Origin of the sequence: Clostridium bornimense (genome assembly GCF_018917145.1) — a bacterium.
GTDB lineage: Bacteria > Bacillota > Clostridia > Clostridiales > Clostridiaceae > Clostridium_AN > Clostridium_AN bornimense_A.
In genome coordinates this window covers 1-18,161 of sequence record NZ_JAHLOD010000004.1, presented here as the reverse complement: position 1 = coordinate 18,161, position 18,161 = coordinate 1, and the positions used below count along the sequence as shown (strand labels likewise).

At 29.7% G+C, this 18,161-nt stretch carries 18 protein-coding genes; 16 read left to right on the top strand and 2 right to left on the bottom strand.

Annotation, left to right across the window (positions count from 1 at the left end; all coding sequences use genetic code 11):
• The first annotated feature begins 251 nt into the window (after positions 1 to 251).
• The 5 genes from pflB to KQI30_RS02205 all read left to right on the top strand — a co-directional run bounded on the left by pflB (position 252) and on the right by KQI30_RS02205 (position 6,176).
• Complete coding sequence (gene pflB / locus KQI30_RS02225; RefSeq protein ID WP_216461530.1) at positions 252 to 2,483, top strand: formate C-acetyltransferase; 2,232 nt, start codon at positions 252 to 254, stop codon at positions 2,481 to 2,483.
• Positions 2,484 to 2,486: 3 nt separating this feature from the next.
• Positions 2,487 to 3,200, top strand: a complete 714-nt coding sequence (pflA, locus tag KQI30_RS02220; RefSeq protein ID WP_216461529.1) for a pyruvate formate-lyase-activating protein — start codon at positions 2,487 to 2,489, stop codon at positions 3,198 to 3,200.
• Positions 3,201 to 3,718: 518 nt separating this feature from the next.
• Positions 3,719 to 4,390 (top strand): Bax inhibitor-1/YccA family protein, encoded by a 672-nt coding sequence (locus KQI30_RS02215; protein ID WP_216461528.1) that lies wholly within the window; start codon positions 3,719 to 3,721, stop codon positions 4,388 to 4,390.
• 188 nt (positions 4,391 to 4,578) lie between these two features.
• Positions 4,579 to 5,841, top strand: a complete 1,263-nt coding sequence (locus tag KQI30_RS02210; protein WP_216461527.1) for a replication-associated recombination protein A — start codon at positions 4,579 to 4,581, stop codon at positions 5,839 to 5,841.
• A 107-nt stretch (positions 5,842 to 5,948) separates the two neighbouring features.
• Positions 5,949 to 6,176 carry a hypothetical protein gene (locus tag KQI30_RS02205; protein WP_216461526.1) on the top strand — a complete coding sequence of 76 codons (228 nt, stop codon included), beginning with the start codon at positions 5,949 to 5,951 and terminating at the stop codon, positions 6,174 to 6,176.
• A 195-nt stretch (positions 6,177 to 6,371) separates the two neighbouring features.
• Here KQI30_RS02205 and greA read toward each other — a convergent pair whose 3' ends face one another.
• On the bottom strand, positions 6,372 to 6,842 hold the full coding sequence (gene greA / locus KQI30_RS02200) for a transcription elongation factor GreA (protein ID WP_044038879.1): 471 nt from the start codon (positions 6,840 to 6,842) through the stop codon (positions 6,372 to 6,374).
• A gap of 154 nt (positions 6,843 to 6,996) precedes the next feature.
• Here greA and KQI30_RS02195 point away from each other — a divergent pair, with 154 nt between their 5' ends.
• Entirely contained in the window at positions 6,997 to 7,401 is a 405-nt protein-coding gene (locus KQI30_RS02195) for a hypothetical protein (protein WP_216461525.1), read from the top strand.
• A 210-nt stretch (positions 7,402 to 7,611) separates the two neighbouring features.
• Here the strand turns inward: KQI30_RS02195 and KQI30_RS02190 are convergent, their stop codons facing one another.
• Positions 7,612 to 8,007 (bottom strand): HNH endonuclease, encoded by a 396-nt coding sequence (locus KQI30_RS02190; protein WP_216461524.1) that lies wholly within the window; start codon positions 8,005 to 8,007, stop codon positions 7,612 to 7,614.
• Between the two features lie 191 nt (positions 8,008 to 8,198).
• Between KQI30_RS02190 and thrC the strand changes: the two genes are divergently transcribed.
• From thrC to KQI30_RS02140, 10 genes are all read left to right on the top strand, one after another.
• Entirely contained in the window at positions 8,199 to 9,686 is a 1,488-nt protein-coding gene (gene thrC, locus KQI30_RS02185; RefSeq protein WP_216461523.1) for a threonine synthase, read from the top strand.
• A 1-nt stretch (position 9,687) separates the two neighbouring features.
• Complete coding sequence (gene thrB / locus KQI30_RS02180) at positions 9,688 to 10,578, top strand: homoserine kinase (RefSeq protein WP_216461522.1); 891 nt, start codon at positions 9,688 to 9,690, stop codon at positions 10,576 to 10,578.
• Between the two features lie 14 nt (positions 10,579 to 10,592).
• Positions 10,593 to 11,888, top strand: a complete 1,296-nt coding sequence (locus KQI30_RS02175) for a homoserine dehydrogenase (RefSeq protein WP_216461521.1) — start codon at positions 10,593 to 10,595, stop codon at positions 11,886 to 11,888.
• Positions 11,889 to 12,401: 513 nt separating this feature from the next.
• Positions 12,402 to 12,833, top strand: coding sequence for an RrF2 family transcriptional regulator (locus tag KQI30_RS02170; RefSeq protein WP_216461520.1), 432 nt, complete (start codon positions 12,402 to 12,404; stop codon positions 12,831 to 12,833).
• A gap of 19 nt (positions 12,834 to 12,852) precedes the next feature.
• Positions 12,853 to 14,037 carry a cysteine desulfurase NifS gene (nifS, locus tag KQI30_RS02165; protein ID WP_253287355.1) on the top strand — a complete coding sequence of 395 codons (1,185 nt, stop codon included), beginning with the start codon at positions 12,853 to 12,855 and terminating at the stop codon, positions 14,035 to 14,037.
• On the top strand, positions 14,024 to 14,455 hold the full coding sequence (gene nifU / locus KQI30_RS02160) for a Fe-S cluster assembly scaffold protein NifU (protein ID WP_216461613.1): 432 nt from the start codon (positions 14,024 to 14,026) through the stop codon (positions 14,453 to 14,455). Before nifS ends, nifU begins: the two co-directional genes overlap by 14 nt.
• Before the next feature lie 43 nt (positions 14,456 to 14,498).
• Positions 14,499 to 15,575, top strand: a complete 1,077-nt coding sequence (mnmA, locus tag KQI30_RS02155; RefSeq protein WP_437177718.1) for a tRNA 2-thiouridine(34) synthase MnmA — start codon at positions 14,499 to 14,501, stop codon at positions 15,573 to 15,575.
• A 323-nt stretch (positions 15,576 to 15,898) separates the two neighbouring features.
• Positions 15,899 to 16,414: a PRC-barrel domain-containing protein gene (locus KQI30_RS02150; protein ID WP_216461517.1), complete on the top strand. Its 516-nt coding sequence runs from the start codon at positions 15,899 to 15,901 to the stop codon at positions 16,412 to 16,414.
• Positions 16,371 to 17,417 carry an AI-2E family transporter gene (locus KQI30_RS02145; protein ID WP_216461516.1) on the top strand — a complete coding sequence of 349 codons (1,047 nt, stop codon included), beginning with the start codon at positions 16,371 to 16,373 and terminating at the stop codon, positions 17,415 to 17,417. Before KQI30_RS02150 ends, KQI30_RS02145 begins: the two co-directional genes overlap by 44 nt.
• Before the next feature lie 93 nt (positions 17,418 to 17,510).
• Positions 17,511 to 17,945 (top strand): hypothetical protein, encoded by a 435-nt coding sequence (locus KQI30_RS02140; protein WP_216461515.1) that lies wholly within the window; start codon positions 17,511 to 17,513, stop codon positions 17,943 to 17,945.
• The last annotated feature ends 216 nt before the right edge of the window (positions 17,946 to 18,161 follow it).

Here is an 18,161-nt window from a genome sequence, read left to right as displayed (position 1 = left end):
GAAGTTTTCCTAAAATATAGATAAATAAATTACAGAAATATACAAAAATGTATTCGTAATTGTTTACAAAAAAGAAATATGAAAAGTTGTATAAAACTATTTAAAAAGGAAAATAATTGTGTTAAAATAATAACAAGGTCAGGTTTGACTGGGAAACTTGTGTTAAATGAACAGGGATATGGCATATGTTTTTGTTGTAAAAGTGTTCATGGAATAAAATTTTTTAAAAATTTAAAGGGGGAACTTTATTAATGTTTAGTCAATGGGATGGATTTAAAATGGGACATTGGTGCGAAGATATCGATGTTAGAGACTTCATAGTTAAAAACTATACTCAATATAACGGAGATGAATCTTTCTTAGCACCTATTTCTGAAAAGACTTCTAAGGTTTGGGATAAAGCAGAAGCTTTAATAATTGAAGAAATCAAGAAAGGTATTATCGATGTAGAAACAGATAGGGTTTCAGGAATTAATAATTTTGAACCTGGTTATATAGATAAAGAAAATGAAGTAATCGTTGGATTACAAACAGATGCTCCATTAAAGAGAATCATTAATCCATTTGGTGGAGTAAGAATGGTAGAACAAGAACTTGAGGAATATGGATATACTTGGAATCCAGAAGTTCAAAAATATTTTAAAGCATTCAGAAAGAGCCATAATGAAGGGGTATTCGATGCATATACTTCAGATATGAGAGCAGCTAGACATGCTGGTTTATTAACTGGTCTTCCAGATGCTTATGGAAGAGGAAGAATCATAGGTGATTACAGAAGAATAGCTCTTTATGGTATAGATTACTTAATCGAAATGAAGAAAGCAGATTTTGCTGAAAAAGAAAATTTAGATGCTTCAGAAGATGTAATTCAAATAAGAGAACAAATCAGAATGCAAATTAAAGCATTAAATGAAATGAAAGCTATGGCAGCAAGCTATGGTATAGATATTTCTAAGCCAGCATCAAATGCTAGAGAAGCAGCTCAATTCTTATATTTAGGATATTTAGCTGGGGTTAAGGAAAACAATGGTGCTGCTACTTCAATAGGAAGAAATACTACATTCCTTGATATCTATATTGAAAGAGATATGGCTAAGGGAATATTAACAGAGGAACAAGCACAAGAAATAATTGACCAATTAGTTATTAAATTAAGACTTGTTAGACATTTAAGAACTCCAGAATATAATGAATTATTCTCAGGAGATCCAGCTTGGGTTACAGAATCAATTGGTGGTACTACTATCAGTGGACAATCATTAGTAAGTAAGACTTCATTCAGATTCTTACACACATTAACTAACTTAAATCCAGCACCAGAACCAAATATGACAATTTTATGGAGTGAAAACCTTCCAGAATCATTTAAGAAATATTGTGCTAAAATGTCAATAGAAACAGATGCAATCCAATATGAAAATGATGACGTTATGAGACCAATATATGGTGATGATTATGCAATAGCTTGTTGTGTATCTGCTATGGAAGTTGGTAAGAGAATGCAATTCTTTGGTGCAAGAGCTAATGTTGCTAAGACATTATTATACGCTATCAATGGTGGTGTAGATGAAAAGAAGAAGACTCAAGTACTTAAGGGATTAGAACCAATAACTGGCGATGTATTAAACTATGATGAAGTTTTACCAAAATACAAAAAAGCTTTATCTGAAGTTGCAAGATTATATGTTAATACAATGAATACAATCCACTATATGCATGATAAATATGCTTATGAAGCTGGACAAATGGCACTTCATGATACAGATGTTAAACACTTCATGGCATTTGGTATTGCAGGATTATCAGTAGCTGCTGACTCGCTAAGTGCAATAAAATATGCTAAAGTTACTCCAATAAGAGATGAAAATGGATTAGCTGTAGATTTTAAGGTTGAAGGAGATTTCCCTAAATACGGAAATGATGATGATAGAGTTGATGATTTAGCTGTAGAATTAGTTAAATACTTCTCAGCAGAATTAAAGAAGACTCCAGCTTACAAGAATGCAGAACATACATTATCAGCATTAACTATAACTTCAAATATAGTTTATGGTAAGAAAACTGGTAATACACCAGATGGAAGAAAAGCAGGAGAACCATTAGCACCAGGAGCTAACCCAATGCATGGTAGAGATGTAAATGGAGCATTAGCATCATTAAATTCAGTTGCTAAGATTCCATATAGAACTCATTGCCAAGATGGTATTTCTAATACATTCTCAATAGTTCCAACTGCTTTAGGAGCTGATAAAGAAACTCAAGTTAATAACTTGGTTAATATGTTAGATGGATATTTTGCACAAGCTGCATTCCACTTAAATGTTAATGTATTAAATAGAGAAACATTATTAGATGCTATGGAAAATCCAGATAAATACCCAACACTTACAATCAGAGTATCAGGATATGCTGTTAACTTTACAAGACTTACAAGAGAACAACAATTAGAAGTAATTAAGAGAACATTCCACGAAAAGATGTAATTAATGAAGGGTAGAATACATTCTTTCGAGTCTATGGGTCTTGTCGATGGTCCAGGTATTAGATCAGTGGTATTTTTTCAAGGTTGTAACCTTAGATGTAAGTTTTGTCACAATCCAGATACATGGACACTTGATGGAGGAACAGAGACAGAAGTTTCAGAACTTGTTGCTAAGTTAAGTAGGTTTAAGACCTATTATGATAAAAGTGGAGGGGGCGTCACCTGTTCAGGAGGTGAGCCCCTTCTTCAACCTTTATTTCTAATTGAATTGTTCAAAGGTTGTAAGGAAATTGGAATTAATACATGTTTAGATACTTCAGGTGTTGGCGTTGGAAATTATGAAGAAATTTTAAAATATACAGATTTAGTTTTATTAGATATTAAGCATTATGAAAAAGGTGGATATAAAGAGATAACTAGAAGAGAATTGGACGAATTTAATGTTTTTTTGGAAGCTTTAAATAAAACCGATGTTAAAGTGTGGATAAGACAAGTAATAGTTCCAGGCTTTAATGATAGTGAAGAATATATGAAAGGTTTAGCTGATTATGTTAAGAATAATGTAAAAAACTTTACTAAGTTAGAAGTTCTTCCTTATCATGTATTAGGAGTTTCTAAATATGAAGGATTAAATATTCCATACCCACTAGAAGGTGTTGAACCTATGAATAAAGAAGATGCTAAAATCTATAGTGACTTTTTTTATAAATATTATTAGTAGAAAGTGCAACAGGATGGCAGGAGTTATCTTGGGGCACCTTTTTATTATTAGGGCACAACTGTCAGGGCACAAGGCACAAGGCACAGGAAAGGAAGAAATTTCTGCGGAATTTCTTGGATTGTAAGTGTTTAAGTTGAAGGTATGGAGTATACTAGTTTTTTTAATTAGTTATGTTTAATAAAAAAGTCATTATAGGGGTTCATGAAAGTAGCACTTTCATGAAGCTTGGATTTAAATTTTTGGATTTATAGTAAATATGAAAACACATTGCCGTCCGCAGGACTTATAATATTTTCCCAGTAGGGGAAAATTAACCTTACTTGTGCCCTGTGCCTTCTAACCTGTGCCATAATAAAGGAACTATCGCTCACAAATTCTCATTTGTTAAATGACAGCTATATCCCAAACTGTGCACCGATAGTTGTAAATTAATTTAAAACAATTTAAATTTAATACTATTAAAATAATATTTAGTATATAATATATAGTAATAAAATTATATTGAGGTGAATAATATGAATGGTAATGTTGCTTATGATTCTATAAGAGAACAGAATAAATACATAGCCAAGGTATTTTCATGGATGGGTATAGCACTTTTAATATCTGCTATTAGTGCTCTTTATGTAGGTACCAATCCAACTATTTTTTATAGAGTTAATCCTTTTGTAATATTAATTCTTGAAGTGGGATTAGTTATGATATTAGTTGGTATGCTAGATAAGATATCACCAGTAACTGCCACAGCTTTATTTATAGTTTATTCGGCTATTAATGGAGTATCACTATCAGGTATATTTATGGTATATTCACAAGGAACTATAACTTCTGCTTTTATAACAGCAGCTGCAATGTTTGGTGTTTTTGCGGTAGTAGGTTATACCACAAGAATGGATTTATCAAAATATTCTAATATAGCATTCATGGCTTTAATAGGATTAATGATAGCAGGGTTGATAAATATATTTGTAAGAAGTACTTTTCTAAATTTAGCTGTTTCAGCTGTAGGTGTCGTTCTTTTTGCAGGACTTACAGCATATGATATGCAAAGACTTAAAGAGCATCAAAGAATATTTGGTCAAAATCATAATGTGGCAATATATGGAGCATTACAACTTTATTTAGATTTTATAAACATATTCTTATACTTACTTAGAATATTTGGTTATATGAATAGAGATGACTAATATTTAGAGGATAAAGCACTAGGAAACGAGAGTTTCTTAGTGCTTTTATATTATTAGAAAATCATATAGGATCTCCTCGGGACTATAATGCTTTTCTGAAGGAAAAGCCACCTTAATTGTGAATTGTGAATTAAAATATTATTTGTTACAATTACAGTAATAGAATTAAGTATATGGATGTGATTTTAATGGAGCCTTTGGCTAGTAAACTTAGACCTAAGAGGTTAGAAGATGTTTTAGGGCAAAAACATTTATTTGGTGAAAATGGATCATTAAGTAGAGCTATTAACAAAGGATTTATTCAAAATATGATATTTTATGGTCCTTGTGGTTGTGGTAAAACAACTGTAGCAAATATAATATCTGAAATGACTAATAAAACATTATATAAAGTCAATGGGGCAACAGATACACTTAAAGATGTAAAGGAAGCTATAAATGCTAGAAGTACTCTCATGGGAACTAAGGGGATTTTGTTATATATTGATGAGATTCATTTATTTAATAAGAGGGCTCAACAAAGCCTTTTAGAGGTATTGGAAAGTGGTGATGTAACATTAATTGCATCAACAACGGAAAATCCCTATTTTTCAATATTCAAAGCATTGTTATCAAGATGCGTTATCTTTCAATTTAAGCCTTTGAACTTTGATGATATAAAGGAAGGGTTAAAAAGAGGAATAGATTATTTAGAAAAACAATTGGATCTGGAAATAGTAGCTTCCAATGAAGTTTTAAAGGATATAGCTTATAGATGTAATGGAGATATGAGAAATGCATTAAATACTCTTGAATTTTTAGTATATTCTTTGAATAATGGAGAAAAAATAGAAATAAGTAAAGAGTTTGTTGAGAAAATCACAGGGAAAAAGATAATTTCCTTTGATAAAGATGGCGATAATCATTACGATTTACTTAGTGCATTTCAGAAGTCGATAAGAGGAAGTGATGAAAATGCAGCAATATTATATTTAGCAATGCTATTAAAGGGTGGAGATTTACAATCTATATGCAGAAGATTATTAGTTATTGCAAGTGAAGATATTGGTTTAGCTTATCCGGCAGCAATTTCTATAGTAAAAGCTTGTGTTGATTCTGCATTAATGATAGGTTTGCCAGAAGCGAAGATACCACTTGCAGAGGCTACACTTTTATTAGCAACATCTCCAAAGTCTAATTCTTCATGTGTTGCCATTGATAAGGCTATGAGTTTATTAGAAAAAAAGGATATAGGTGAGATACCTAGTCATTTAAAAGATAGTCATTATTCAGGAGCTAGTAAACTTGGTAATGGTATAGGATATAAATATCCTCATGATTATAAAAATAATTATGTTAAACAGCTATATTTGCCTTCAAATTATTTAAATGAAGAATTTTATATTGCCGGGGATAATAAATTTGAAAATAGTATTAAAAATTATTTAGCTAAAATAAAAAATCATGTATAAAATTACACTTAAGAAGTAAAAATGCACTTTTAGGAAATATATGTAGAAATATATCGGAAAATATTATATTATAGTGTCAAGATGAAACGGAAAGTAGGAGAAAAATCATGATGATTAATACTTGGGAAATGAAACGAAAGTTAAAGATTAATAAAAATATATTATATGTAACATTAGGAGTAGAATTAATAAGTTTAATTTTAATGATTTTTATTGATAAATTATTTGCTATTATATTTATTCCAGCTATTATAGTGTTATTTACTTCTTATGTACAGACAAGATCATTAAAAAGAGAAATATCAGATTTAACATTACATAGATATCCAATTTAGTATAAATTAAATATTAGTTATAAGAAGAAGGAAGTGTCGTATTGATAAATGAGAATTTGGTGCGATAGTTCCTTTTTGATATGAAGACAATGCTAATTTTCTAAGAAATAAAATGATACTTGTGCATTGATAAAAAAAGCTGATACACTTAGTTTTGTGTAACAGCTTTTTTAATATAATTATATGTATATATAATTATTTTAAAATTTCTAAAACTTCAACATCGTAATCGCCATCTGGAGAAGCAACAGTAATTTTTTTACCGATTGGTAACTTAAATAATGCTTTACCTAATGGAGAATCGATAGAAATCTTCATATTCATAGTATCTGCTTCTACAGAAGATACTAAAGTAACTTCTTCCACTTCGTCTAAATCATAAAATTTAACTTTTGCTGTTTTATTAACATCAAAGATATTTTCATCTTCGCTGCCTTCTATAACTCTAGCACGTTTTAAAATGCTTTCAAGTTCTTGAATTCTAGTTTCAGTTATAGATTGATCATCTTTTGCAGCAGAGTAATCTGCATTTTCACTAAGGTCACCTTGAGCTCTAGCAGCTTTTAATGCTTCTTTAATTTCTGCTCTTTTAGTATTTTTAAGAAAATTTAATTCATCTTCTAATTTTTGCTTTCCAGCTTCAGTTAATATAACTTCGTTATTCATAGTTCACCTCTAAATTATTTTCATATTACTCTTAATATATTATTATACCAAAAAAATTACGTAATATTAAATAGTCAGAAAATTTTATAAATTTAGAAAAATGTATTGAAATGAAAATACACTAAGTTATAATATATATATCGAGGTGAGGAATATGTGTAGAATTTATCTAGGTGAAGGGGTGGAAAAAGTAGATTTTGAGAAGTATTTTTTGATACATCTAGAGCAATCTAAAGAAAGTACTGTAAACGTTGTGAAGATAGTTTGGGACTATGATTTAACTAATTTTAATTTTTTAGATACTACAGTTAAATATTTAGAAATAAATTTTTCTAATATAAGAGCTTTAGAAAATGGATATATAGATGCTGGTGAGGAAATTATATTAATAAAAGAGTTTTATAAGATACCTTTAAGATCTCAAAGAAAAATTGTAGACAATATTATGAAAGGTAAATTTCATAGAACATTTATATTGATGGATAAGAAATGCAATATTAATAAATACAATGATGACTTACTAGATGAATTTATACATTATAATGTAAAAAGTGTATAGAAGAACTTTTTAACATTATTAATCAGAGTTTAAAGTACAAATATATAATAAATGCCACTACATTGTTAGTGGCATTTATTATGGAGTTGTTTCACAATAAATAATATGTCGTAACTTTTTTAGAATAAGAATTAATAAGTAAGAATAAAAAGTAGAAGTACGGTTTCTTCCTAATTTAAAATAAAATATTATTAATTTACAAGTTGTAGTTCATAATCCTAAGGAGCTTTGAAAAAAATAATAGGAATCTTCTTCAGAATAAAATTTTTTACCCATTAAAATATATATAATATCTTCTTTTTTATATCCTTCTTTATAATTTTTAAATGAAACAAGTAATTTTTTAAGTAATCTAGGATTGATATTAATGAGTTTTGATATTTCATCAATAGAATAATATTGCTTTGTTAGTAATAAATAAAGATTGTTTTGTAATTCTAATTTATATTTCAAATCTATAAGTTTATCATTATGAGGACCATATTTTCCACGATGATGTTTATTACAAAGAAATTTAAAGTTTAAGGGAAAGTTTAGTCCGCCTTCACTTCTAAATATAATATGATGTTTATCGGCATTAGCACCACAAATTTCACATTTACTCAATAAAAATACCCCCCATGATAAAATATATTAATATAATTATATGAGTATATTTTATAACTTTCAATTGGAAAGTTGATGTATAATTGTAAATATACACAGGACAATAAGTGTATGTCACTTAAAAACACTTGACTTGTTTAGAAAAACATTATATCATAGTAATTAGAAAATAATACCGGGGGGCTATATTTATGTTATATAAAAGTACTAGAGGAAATACAGAGGTAGTTAACTCACAAGAAGCCGTTGTAAAAGGGCTTTGTGATGATGGTGGTCTATTTGTACCAGTTGATTTTCCTAATATAAAATTAGATTTAGAGGAAATGAAAAATTATTCTTACAAAGAGGTAGCGTGTAAGATACTTGAAATATTTTTTGGAGATTTTTCAAAAGAAGAAATAAAAAATATTGTTGATAATAGTTATGATGGAAAATTTTCTCGTAAGGAACTAGTAGATGTAGTTAAAGGTGGAGATGGATTCTTTATAGAATTGTATCATGGACCAACTAGTGCATTTAAGGATATGGCATTATCAGTTCTACCACATTTAATGATTGAAAGTTCAAAGAAAATTTCTGGTGATAAAGAAATTGTTATTTTAACAGCTACTTCAGGTGATACAGGAAAAGCAGCATTAGAAGGATTTAGTAACGTAGACGGTATAAAGATAGTTGTATATTATCCAAGTGAAGGGGTATCACAAACTCAAAGACTTCAAATGGTGTCTCAAGAAGGAAACAATGTAAAAGTATATGGCATAAATGGAAATTTTGATGACGCACAAAAGGCTGTTAAGGAAATATTCGTAAATAAAGAATTAAGAGAAGAGATGGCAAAAAATAATAAGGCATTTTCTTCAGCTAATTCTATAAATATTGGTAGATTAGTACCACAGATTGTTTATTATGTGTATAGCTATTTACAATTAGTAAATAGAGGAGAAATATTTTTAGGAGATAAGGTAAATATAGTTGTTCCATGTGGAAACTTTGGTAATATATTAGCAGCTTATTATGGGGAAAAGCTAGGGTTACCTGTTAATAAATTTATTTGTGCATCAAATACAAATAAGGTATTAACTGATTTCTTTAATACTGGAGTTTATGATAGAAATAGAGATATGGATATAACAGTATCTCCATCAATGGACATACTAGTTTCATCTAACTTAGAAAGATATTTATATGAAATAAGTGATAATGATGAAAGTTTTGTTGAATCAGCTATGGAATCTTTACAAAAAGATGGTCGCTATTCAGTGAAACCAGAACATATGGAGAAGATGAAGAGATTTTATGGTGGTTTCTGTAATGATGAAGAAACACTAGCTACCATTAAGGAAATGTATGAAAATAACAAGTATTTAATGGATACACATACAGCAGTAGCTTATAAGGTGTATGAAGATTATGTAAAAGAAACTGGAGATAAAACAAAAACATTAATAGCTTCTACAGCAAGTCCTTATAAGTTCTCGGAAGCTGTTTGTAAGGGATTAGGAATATTTGAAGAAGGACTTACTGATGATGAAATGATGGATAAACTTCATGAGTATACATCAGTAGATATTCCCAAAAACTTATTTGAATTAAGAAATAAAAAGGCTATTCATAATGACATCATTGATAAGAGCACAATAATAGAAAATCTAAAAAAATATTTAGAATTAGGTGAGTAAAATGATAAAGATTACAGTACCAGCTACTAGTGCTAACTTAGGACCAGGTTTTGATTGCTTAGGATTAGCGTTAGATTTGTACAATGATTTTTATGTTGAGGAAATAGACGAAGGACTAGTTATTGAAGGATGCTTAGAAGAATTTAAGAATGAAAACAATTTATTTTATGTTAGTTTAAAAAAAGCATTGAGTGAATTAAACGAAGCGGTTAAGGGGTTGAAAATTGTTTTTGATTCAAGAATTCCTCTAAAAGGGGGCCTTGGTAGTTCAGCTACTTGTATTATTGGGGGAATACTTGGAGCTTTTGCTATTAAAGGTATAGAGGTAGATAATGATAAAGTTTTAAAAATAGCTAAGACTATTGAAAATCATCCGGATAATATTGTACCAGCTTTACTTGGGGGAATAACTGTTGCAGTAATAGAGGATGATAAGGTGTATTATGAAAAGTTTACTACTAGTGAATCTTTTGAATTTATTGCACTAAGTCCAGATATTGAATTATCAACAGAAGAAGCAAGACGCATTTTACCAAAGAATATATCTTTAGTTGATGGAGTTTACAATGTTAGTAGAGCGGCACTTTTAGCCATGGCTTTATCAAAGGGGAACAAAGAAAATATAGCGGTGGCATGTAATGACAAATTCCATCAAAATTACAGGGGGCAATTAATACCAGATTTCTTTGAAATTTTAAAATTTGCAAAAGAAAATGGTGCTATAACTTCATTCTTAAGTGGAGCGGGACCAACTATTATGATAATAAATGAAAAAGAAAATAGTATATTACACGAAAAATTAGAAAAGTACTTAAGTACTTGTGAGAGAAAGTGGAAGATGTCTGTTCTTAACTTAGAGAAAGATGGCGCAAAAATTAATAATTGTAAATAAGGGGGCTTTAATATATGGGTAAACTAAAAGTAGCTTTATTAGGTCTAGGAAATGTAGGTTCTGGGGTATATAAAATATTAAATGCTAACAAATCTGTTATTGAAAAACGTAGTGGATATGAAATTGAAGTTAGCAAGATTCTTGTTAGAGATAAAAATAAGCCAAGACCAGTAGAGGTAGATGAGGATATAGTAACAACTGATATTAATGATATATTAGATGATGAAGAAATATCAATTGTAGTTGAACTTATGGGTGGAGAAGAACCAGCTAAAAGTTACATTTTAAGAACTATTGAAAAAAAGAAACACATTGTTACAGCTAATAAGTTATTGATGGCTAAGTGTGGTGTTGAAGTATTTAATAAGGCTAAAGAAGTTGGTGGAGTGCATGTTCATTATGAAGCTTCTGTAGCTGGGGGAATACCTATTATTCAAGGTATAAATGAAGCATTAACTGGTAACAAAATAGAAAAGGTTATTGGTATAATTAATGGTACAACAAATTATATATTAACTGAGATGGAAGACAAGGGGCTTTCATTTGAAGAAGCATTAAAAGGTGCACAAGATAAAGGTTATGCAGAAGCAGATCCTACTTCAGACATAGAAGGCTTTGATACATTATATAAGCTAGATATATTAACAGCTTTATGTTTTAATAAAAAAGTGCCTGTGGAATCCATTTATAGAGAAGGTATAACTAAAATATCAAAAGGTGATATTGAAATAGCTAAGGAATTTGGATATAAAATTAAATTACTAGCTATTGGATCTGAAGTAGATGGCAAGATTGAAGCAAGAGTACATCCAACAATGATTCCTGCTAATCATCCTTTAGCTAATGTAAATGATTCATTTAATGCAATTATGCTTAAAGGTGATGCTGTTGGTGATTTGATGTTCTATGGAAGAGGAGCAGGTGATTTGCCTACAGGATCAGCAGTTGTTGGTGACATAATAGCAGTTGCTAAAAACTTAAATAATGAACCAAGTGGATTAGATTTATTTGAAGAAAACAACAAAAAAGCTTTAAAAGATATGAAAGAAGTTGAATCAGAATATTATTTAAGAATGAATGTTTTTGATACACCTGGTACTTTAGCAGAGATATCAAGTATATTTGCTCTTCATAAGATTTCTATATTATCACTTATTCAAAGAGGGGATAGAAAAGAAGGAAGAACTGATATAATCTTTATAACTCATAAAGCTAAGGAAGAGGCTATAAGAAATTCTGTTGAGGCCTTTGAAAATCTAGGGGATAATTATAAGGTTGAAAATATTATAAGAATTGAAGATTTTAATTAAAAAAAAGAGACGAAAGTCTCTTTTTTAGTGCACAGATGCAAGGTACAAGTATGAGGGCACAAGGCACAGGGATGGAGGAAGATTTTGTCGGTGCGCAGTTATAGCAGTGCACAGTTGTTGAGGAAATTACTGCAGAATTTCTGAAATTTTAAGTGTTGAGTTGAATGTTATAAGTTAGACTATGTTTCTTATTTGAATTATAGTTGATATATAAGTCAATACAGAGGACTAATGAAAGTTGCACTTTCATTAAGATTTAAATATATATTTGCATAGTATTATATAGAGTTAAGTAATAGTAAAACTGGAATGTATTTCATAAGATACATTAGTTATAAGCAGGATTATAACAAAATTTCTCGCATAGAGTAATTTTTACTTGTGCCTTATGCCTTGTTACATGTGCCCTGATAATATTTCAGATTAAAATACTCGGATTTTTTATGATTAAAGTTGACAACTTTACTCAGATTTGATAAGATAAGTTCAAAAGTTAGAACTGGGGTGTTAAAGGTGAAACTTTCTACAAAGGGTAGGTATGGGGTTAAGGCAATGTTTTGTTTAGCAACTCAATATGGAGATGAACCTGTATCTATAAAAACTATATCAGAGAGTCAAAATATAACGGTAGCATATTTAGAACAACTTTTTGCACCGCTTAGAAAAGCAGGACTAATAATAAGTATAAGAGGTGCTCAGGGTGGATATAAGCTAGCTAGAGAACCAAAAGATATAACAGTTGCTCAAATTATGGACGTTTTAGAAGGTCCTATTGAAGTATCAGAATGTCTAGAGGATGAATCAAAATGTTCTAATTTAGATTGTTGTGCTACAAGAAGTTTATGGGCTAAAATAAAGAATTCAATAGACAGTGTAACTCAAAATGTTACGTTACAAGATATGATAGATGAATCAACAAAATTAATGGAGAAGAGGAGTGAGTAGAGTGAGTGATGTAATCTACATGGATTATTCAGCAACTACACCAACAAGAAAAGAAGCTATAGAAGCAATGATGCCATATTTTGAAGAGAATTTTGGAAATCCTTCATCATGGTATTCAATAGCAAGAGATACTAAAAAAGCAATTGATGAAGCAAGAGATAAGGTTGCTAATGCTATAAATGCAAAAGCAGAAGAAATATATTTTACAGCTGGTGGTTGTGAAGCTGACAACTGGGCAATAAAAGGTGTAGCTTTTGCTAATAGAAAAAAAGGAAATCATATAATCACTACTGCTATAGAACATCATGCTATTATGAATACTTTTAAGTATTTAAGTAAGCAAGGTTTTGAAGTAACTTATCTTCCAGTAGATAAAGATGGATTAGTAAATCCAGAAGACGTAAGAAATGCTATAAAAGATAATACTATTTTAGTATCTGTAATGTATGTTAACAATGAAATTGGTGCTATAGAACCTATTAAAGAAATTGGTGCCATTTGTAGAGAAAAGAAAGTATATTTCCACTGTGATGGCGTTCAAGCAGTAGGACATATACCAGTAGATGTTGTGAATGATAATATTGATATGTTATCTATGGCAGCACATAAATTTTATGGTCCTAAAGGCGTTGGTGCCTTATACATTAAGAAAGGTGTTCGTATAGATAACCTTATTCATGGTGGAGGACAAGAAAGAGGTAAGAGAGCTACAACAGAAAATATACCTGGAATAGTAGGTATGGGAGTTGCTATTGAACTTGCTGTTAAAGAAATGGAAGAAGAAAGCAAGAGAATAGGAGCATTAAGAGATAGATTATTAAATGGTTTAGTAGAAAAAATACCTCATACAAAGATAAATGGACCTATCGGAGAAAAAAGATCATATAACAATGTAAATTGTTCATTTATAGGTATTGAAGGAGAAGCAATGTTACTTCTTCTTGATAGTAATAAAATATGTGCTTCTACAGGATCAGCTTGTGCATCTGGATCTCTTGATCCATCACATGTATTACTTGCAATTGGGCTTCCACATGGTATAGCTCATGGATCTGTTAGATTAAGTTTAGGAAGATCTAATACAGAAGAACAAGTTGATTATGTAATTGAAAAATTAAGTGAGATAGTAACTAGATTAAGAGATATGTCACCATATTGGGAGACATTTGTTAAAGGAGGAGAAAATTATGATGATTTATTCTGATAAGGTTATGGATCATTTCCAAAATCCTAGAAATGTTGGAGAAATAAAAGATGCTGATGGTGTTGGTGAAGTAGGAAACCCAAAATGTGGAGATATAATGAAAATCTACTTAGAAGTAGAAGATAACATAATTAAAGATGTAAAGTTTAAGACTTTTGGATGTGGATCAGCGATAGCATCTTCATCAATGGCTACAGAACTTATAAAAGGAAAGACAATAGAAGAAGCTTGGGAGCTTTCAAACAAAGCTGTTGCTGAAGCTTTAGATGGTCTTCCACCAGTAAAAATGCATTGTTCAGTTTTAGCTGAAGAAGCTATTCATAAGGCAATAAATGATTACAGAGTTAAACATGGCTTAGAAGCTTGGGATACTAAAGAGCATTCAGAACATATACATGAAGAAGTTCATGGAGAGTAGTAAAAATTAAATAAACTTTTGTGAAAAGTAGATGGGAGTAAACATGAAAAAGAAGGTTTTACTAGGTATGAGTGGAGGCGTAGATTCCTCTGTTGCAGCTTATTTACTTATGAAACAAGGGTATGAAGTAATTGGTGCTACTATGCAAGTTTGGCAAAATGATGAGTATTATGAAGGTATGGAAGGGGGCTGTTGCTCCCTTTCAGCTGTTGATGACGCTAGACGTGTAGCACAAAAATTAGGAATACCTTACTATGTTTTAAATTTTAGAGATAAATTCAAAAGTTCAGTTATAGATTATTTTATTGATGAATATATGGAAGGAAGAACTCCAAATCCATGTGTTATGTGTAATAAGGTAATGAAGTTTAATTATTTCCTTCAAAAAGCTAGAGAAATAGGTTGTGATTATGTAGCAACAGGTCACTATGCAAAAATTGAAGAGAGAGATGGAAGACAGTATTTAGTTAGATCTGATGATGATAGAAAAGATCAAACTTATGCTTTATATGGTATTACTCAAGATGAATTAAAACATACTTTAATGCCATGTGGAGAGTATACAAAGGATGAGATAAGAGAAATTGCTAAGGAAATAGGATTAGCAGTTCATAATAAGAAAGATTCTGAAGAAATATGCTTTATTCCAGATAATAATCATGGAGAGTTTATAAAGAGAGCAAAACCAAATCAAATTAAGCCAGGTTATTTCGTTGATAAAGATGGAAATAAATTAGGCAAACATAAAGGTATTGTTTTTTATACAATAGGACAAAGAAAAGGTTTAGGATTAGCTCTTGGAACACCGGTATTTGTAACAGATATAGTTCCTTTCAATAATACTGTTGTAGTTGGAAGTGAAGAAGATATATTCAAAACAGAACTAGTGGCAAAGGATGTTAATTTAATATCTATTGATAAACTTACTGAACCTTTAGAGGTTGAAGCAAAGATAAGATATTCAGGAAAGCCAACAGCTGCTGTTATATATCCATTAGATGATGATAAAGTTAAAGTTGTATTTAAAGAAAAAGTTAGAGCAATCACTAAAGGACAATCAGTTGTTTTTTATAAAGATGATTATGTTGTTGGTGGTGGCGTAATAGATAAGATTTTATAATAAGTGAGACTGTCGTACGAAAGTACGGCAGTTTTTTTATATCAGTGCACAGTGGTGGATGAAATTTCCTCAGGGGGATTTTTGAGATTTTAAGTGTGATAATTTTATTTATAGAATAAGATAGTTTTCTTAAGAGATTTAAATTTGATGTATAACTATTACAGGAGGCTAACGAAGGCTATGCCTTCATGTAGCTTGGAGTAGAAACCTATGATTTATGAAAACAACACTTAAGTATAACAGTTTTACATATAAGCTAAACATATAAATATATAATAATAATTTTAGTGGTTTTGGAAATCATAATCATAAGGTGATGGATTATGTATAGTGTTAATGATCTTGAAAATTTAAGAGTATACAACTTAAAGGGAAAATATATAGGTGTAGTCTGGGATTTAGCGTTATCATTTAAGGAAAGCAGAGTAATTGGTCTATATATAAAAAGTAATGGTATGAGAAATAAAAAGATTATGGCTTGTGTTGAAGATATATTAGCTATAGGTGATAGTATTATAGTAAGTAAGGTAGTGGATGTAGAAGGGGTATTATTTAGAGAAATAAAGTATAAAGAAGTGATTAATGAAAGAAATTCTATATTAGGTATTATAGAAGATATTTATATAGATGAGATAGAGTTTAGTATTTTAGGAGTAGCAATTTCTTCAGGAATAATTCGGAATTTTATAGAAGGAAAAAGGATAGTATTACCGTATGAAATTATTATTGGAGAGGAACAATGTATATGTAAGTCTAAAGGTAATATAACATTTACAAGGAAAGGTGGTGAGTTTAGTGACTGCATTGCCATGGACAGGAAGGAAAAGAGAAATATATAAAATTATTAAAAGAATATTATTAGCTATAGTTATTATTTCTATTTTGTATTTTTTATTAAGTATAAAGGTAGTTAAGAGTTTGCTTGAGATTGCTGTGATATCTTTTTTTATAACGTATCTTTTAAAACCATCTGTGGAGTATTTAAGTAATAAAGGATTAAACAAAAAATTATCATCATTAATAATAGTAGGTGCACTAATAGGCATTTTTGCAATAACGTTAGTTTTTTTTATACCGGAAGTTATTAAGGAGGCAAATAACTTAAGGGATGCACTTAATTCTATAGGTGGCACTGTAGAGAAAATTATAGATTCTTTTGATGACATCCATAAAAATAAATTTCTTGGAAATATAGTTGATAAGGGTTATGTGAAGGCTCAACAATATGTATTTTTGTTTAGTGAAAAAATTATAGATAGTATAGTAGAAATTACATCATATTTTATTGAATTAACAGTAATACCCGTTGCTGTTTATTATTTTTTAAGTGAAGGTAAAAAAATTTTTAATAGAACTATGGTTTTAGTTCCAATAAGATGTAGAGGTTTTTTTAAGAAAATAGCAAAAGACATAGATATAAGCCTTACAAAATATATTAGTAGTCAATTAATTTTATCTTTAGTAGTTGTTGTATTAACCTTTATATTATTATTATGCTTTGGAATAAAGTTTCCATTTCTTTTATCAATAATAAATGGAATATTAAATATAATACCATATTTTGGACCTATAATAGGAACGATACCGATATTAATAATTGCACTTATTGGTGAAAGAGGAAGCTTTCTATATTTATTAGTGGGGTTATATATAATTCAGATGATAGAGAGTAATATAATATCGCCAAAAGTTACAGGAGATTCTATAGATATGCATCCATTGTTAATAGTAGTAGTATTGTATATAGGTGGGGAAATAGCTGGGTTTATGGGAATGGTATTATCAGTGCCTATAGCTGTTTTAATAAAAGTTATATATGAAGATGTGAATAGTTATTTTTAGTATAATTTTTAAATATTAACAAAAGTTTTGTTGAATAGAATTATTGCTTGTGTTAATATGAAGCTATATAGAAAAAGGTGGGAGGATGAGAAAATGTTTTTAAGTAAGTTATCAGAAGAGGAACAAAAAGGATTTTTAGATTTAGTTGATATATTAAATGATGAAAATATTAATGCTGAAGAAGAAAAGTTAGTGGCGGAATATAAAGAGGAACTAGGATTAAATTATAATCCAACTAAGAAAAATTTTGATGAGGTAATATTATCATATAAAAATAGTTCAAAGGAGAATAAGATAATTGTATACTTTGAACTTATGGGATTAGCTCTTTGTGATGGAAATTATGAAGCTGATGAAGAAGTTTTTATGAACAACGTAAAGGCGGCTTTTGAAATAAGTGATGAAATTGAAACTAGAGTATTTAATTGGTTTGCAGCAGTTAAAAAACTTTATGATGAAACAGAAATAGATTGGGTATCAGCTGTAGGAAGACTTGAAAGAGAGGCAGAAGATATCATAAGTAAGTAATATATATTGTATAGCTGTTGCACAATGATATGATACCTCTAAAGTAGACATGGTAAATAACCAAAATCTACTTTGGAGGTATTTTTTATGGGAAGACAATATAAATATTCTTTTGAAGATAAAATCAAGGCATCAAAAGATTATATTTCAGGAACTAGAAGTTGTCGTCAAATATGTTTAGATCTTGGAATTAAGTATGGTAATACTCGCGGTGGT

Bases quoted from the DNA above. Each gene is read 5' to 3' on its own strand.
- KQI30_RS02140 (WP_216461515.1), top strand. From the start codon at position 17,511: ATGTTTTTAAGTAAGTTATCAGAAGAGGAACAAAAAGGATTTTTAGAT.
- KQI30_RS02205 (WP_216461526.1), top strand. From the start codon at position 5,949: ATGATGATTAATACTTGGGAAATGAAACGAAAGTTAAAGATTAATAAA.
- pflB (WP_216461530.1), top strand. From the start codon at position 252: ATGTTTAGTCAATGGGATGGATTTAAAATGGGACATTGGTGCGAAGAT.
- KQI30_RS02215 (WP_216461528.1), top strand. From the start codon at position 3,719: ATGAATGGTAATGTTGCTTATGATTCTATAAGAGAACAGAATAAATAC.
- KQI30_RS02175 (WP_216461521.1), top strand. From the start codon at position 10,593: ATGGGTAAACTAAAAGTAGCTTTATTAGGTCTAGGAAATGTAGGTTCT.
- greA (WP_044038879.1), bottom strand. From the start codon at position 6,842: ATGAATAACGAAGTTATATTAACTGAAGCTGGAAAGCAAAAATTAGAA.
- KQI30_RS02210 (WP_216461527.1), top strand. From the start codon at position 4,579: ATGGAGCCTTTGGCTAGTAAACTTAGACCTAAGAGGTTAGAAGATGTT.
- thrC (WP_216461523.1), top strand. From the start codon at position 8,199: ATGTTATATAAAAGTACTAGAGGAAATACAGAGGTAGTTAACTCACAA.
- pflA (WP_216461529.1), top strand. From the start codon at position 2,487: ATGAAGGGTAGAATACATTCTTTCGAGTCTATGGGTCTTGTCGATGGT.
- thrB (WP_216461522.1), top strand. From the start codon at position 9,688: ATGATAAAGATTACAGTACCAGCTACTAGTGCTAACTTAGGACCAGGT.
- nifS (WP_253287355.1), top strand. From the start codon at position 12,853: ATGGATTATTCAGCAACTACACCAACAAGAAAAGAAGCTATAGAAGCA.
- KQI30_RS02150 (WP_216461517.1), top strand. From the start codon at position 15,899: ATGTATAGTGTTAATGATCTTGAAAATTTAAGAGTATACAACTTAAAG.
- KQI30_RS02195 (WP_216461525.1), top strand. From the start codon at position 6,997: ATGTGTAGAATTTATCTAGGTGAAGGGGTGGAAAAAGTAGATTTTGAG.
- nifU (WP_216461613.1), top strand. From the start codon at position 14,024: ATGATTTATTCTGATAAGGTTATGGATCATTTCCAAAATCCTAGAAAT.
- mnmA (WP_437177718.1), top strand. From the start codon at position 14,499: ATGAAAAAGAAGGTTTTACTAGGTATGAGTGGAGGCGTAGATTCCTCT.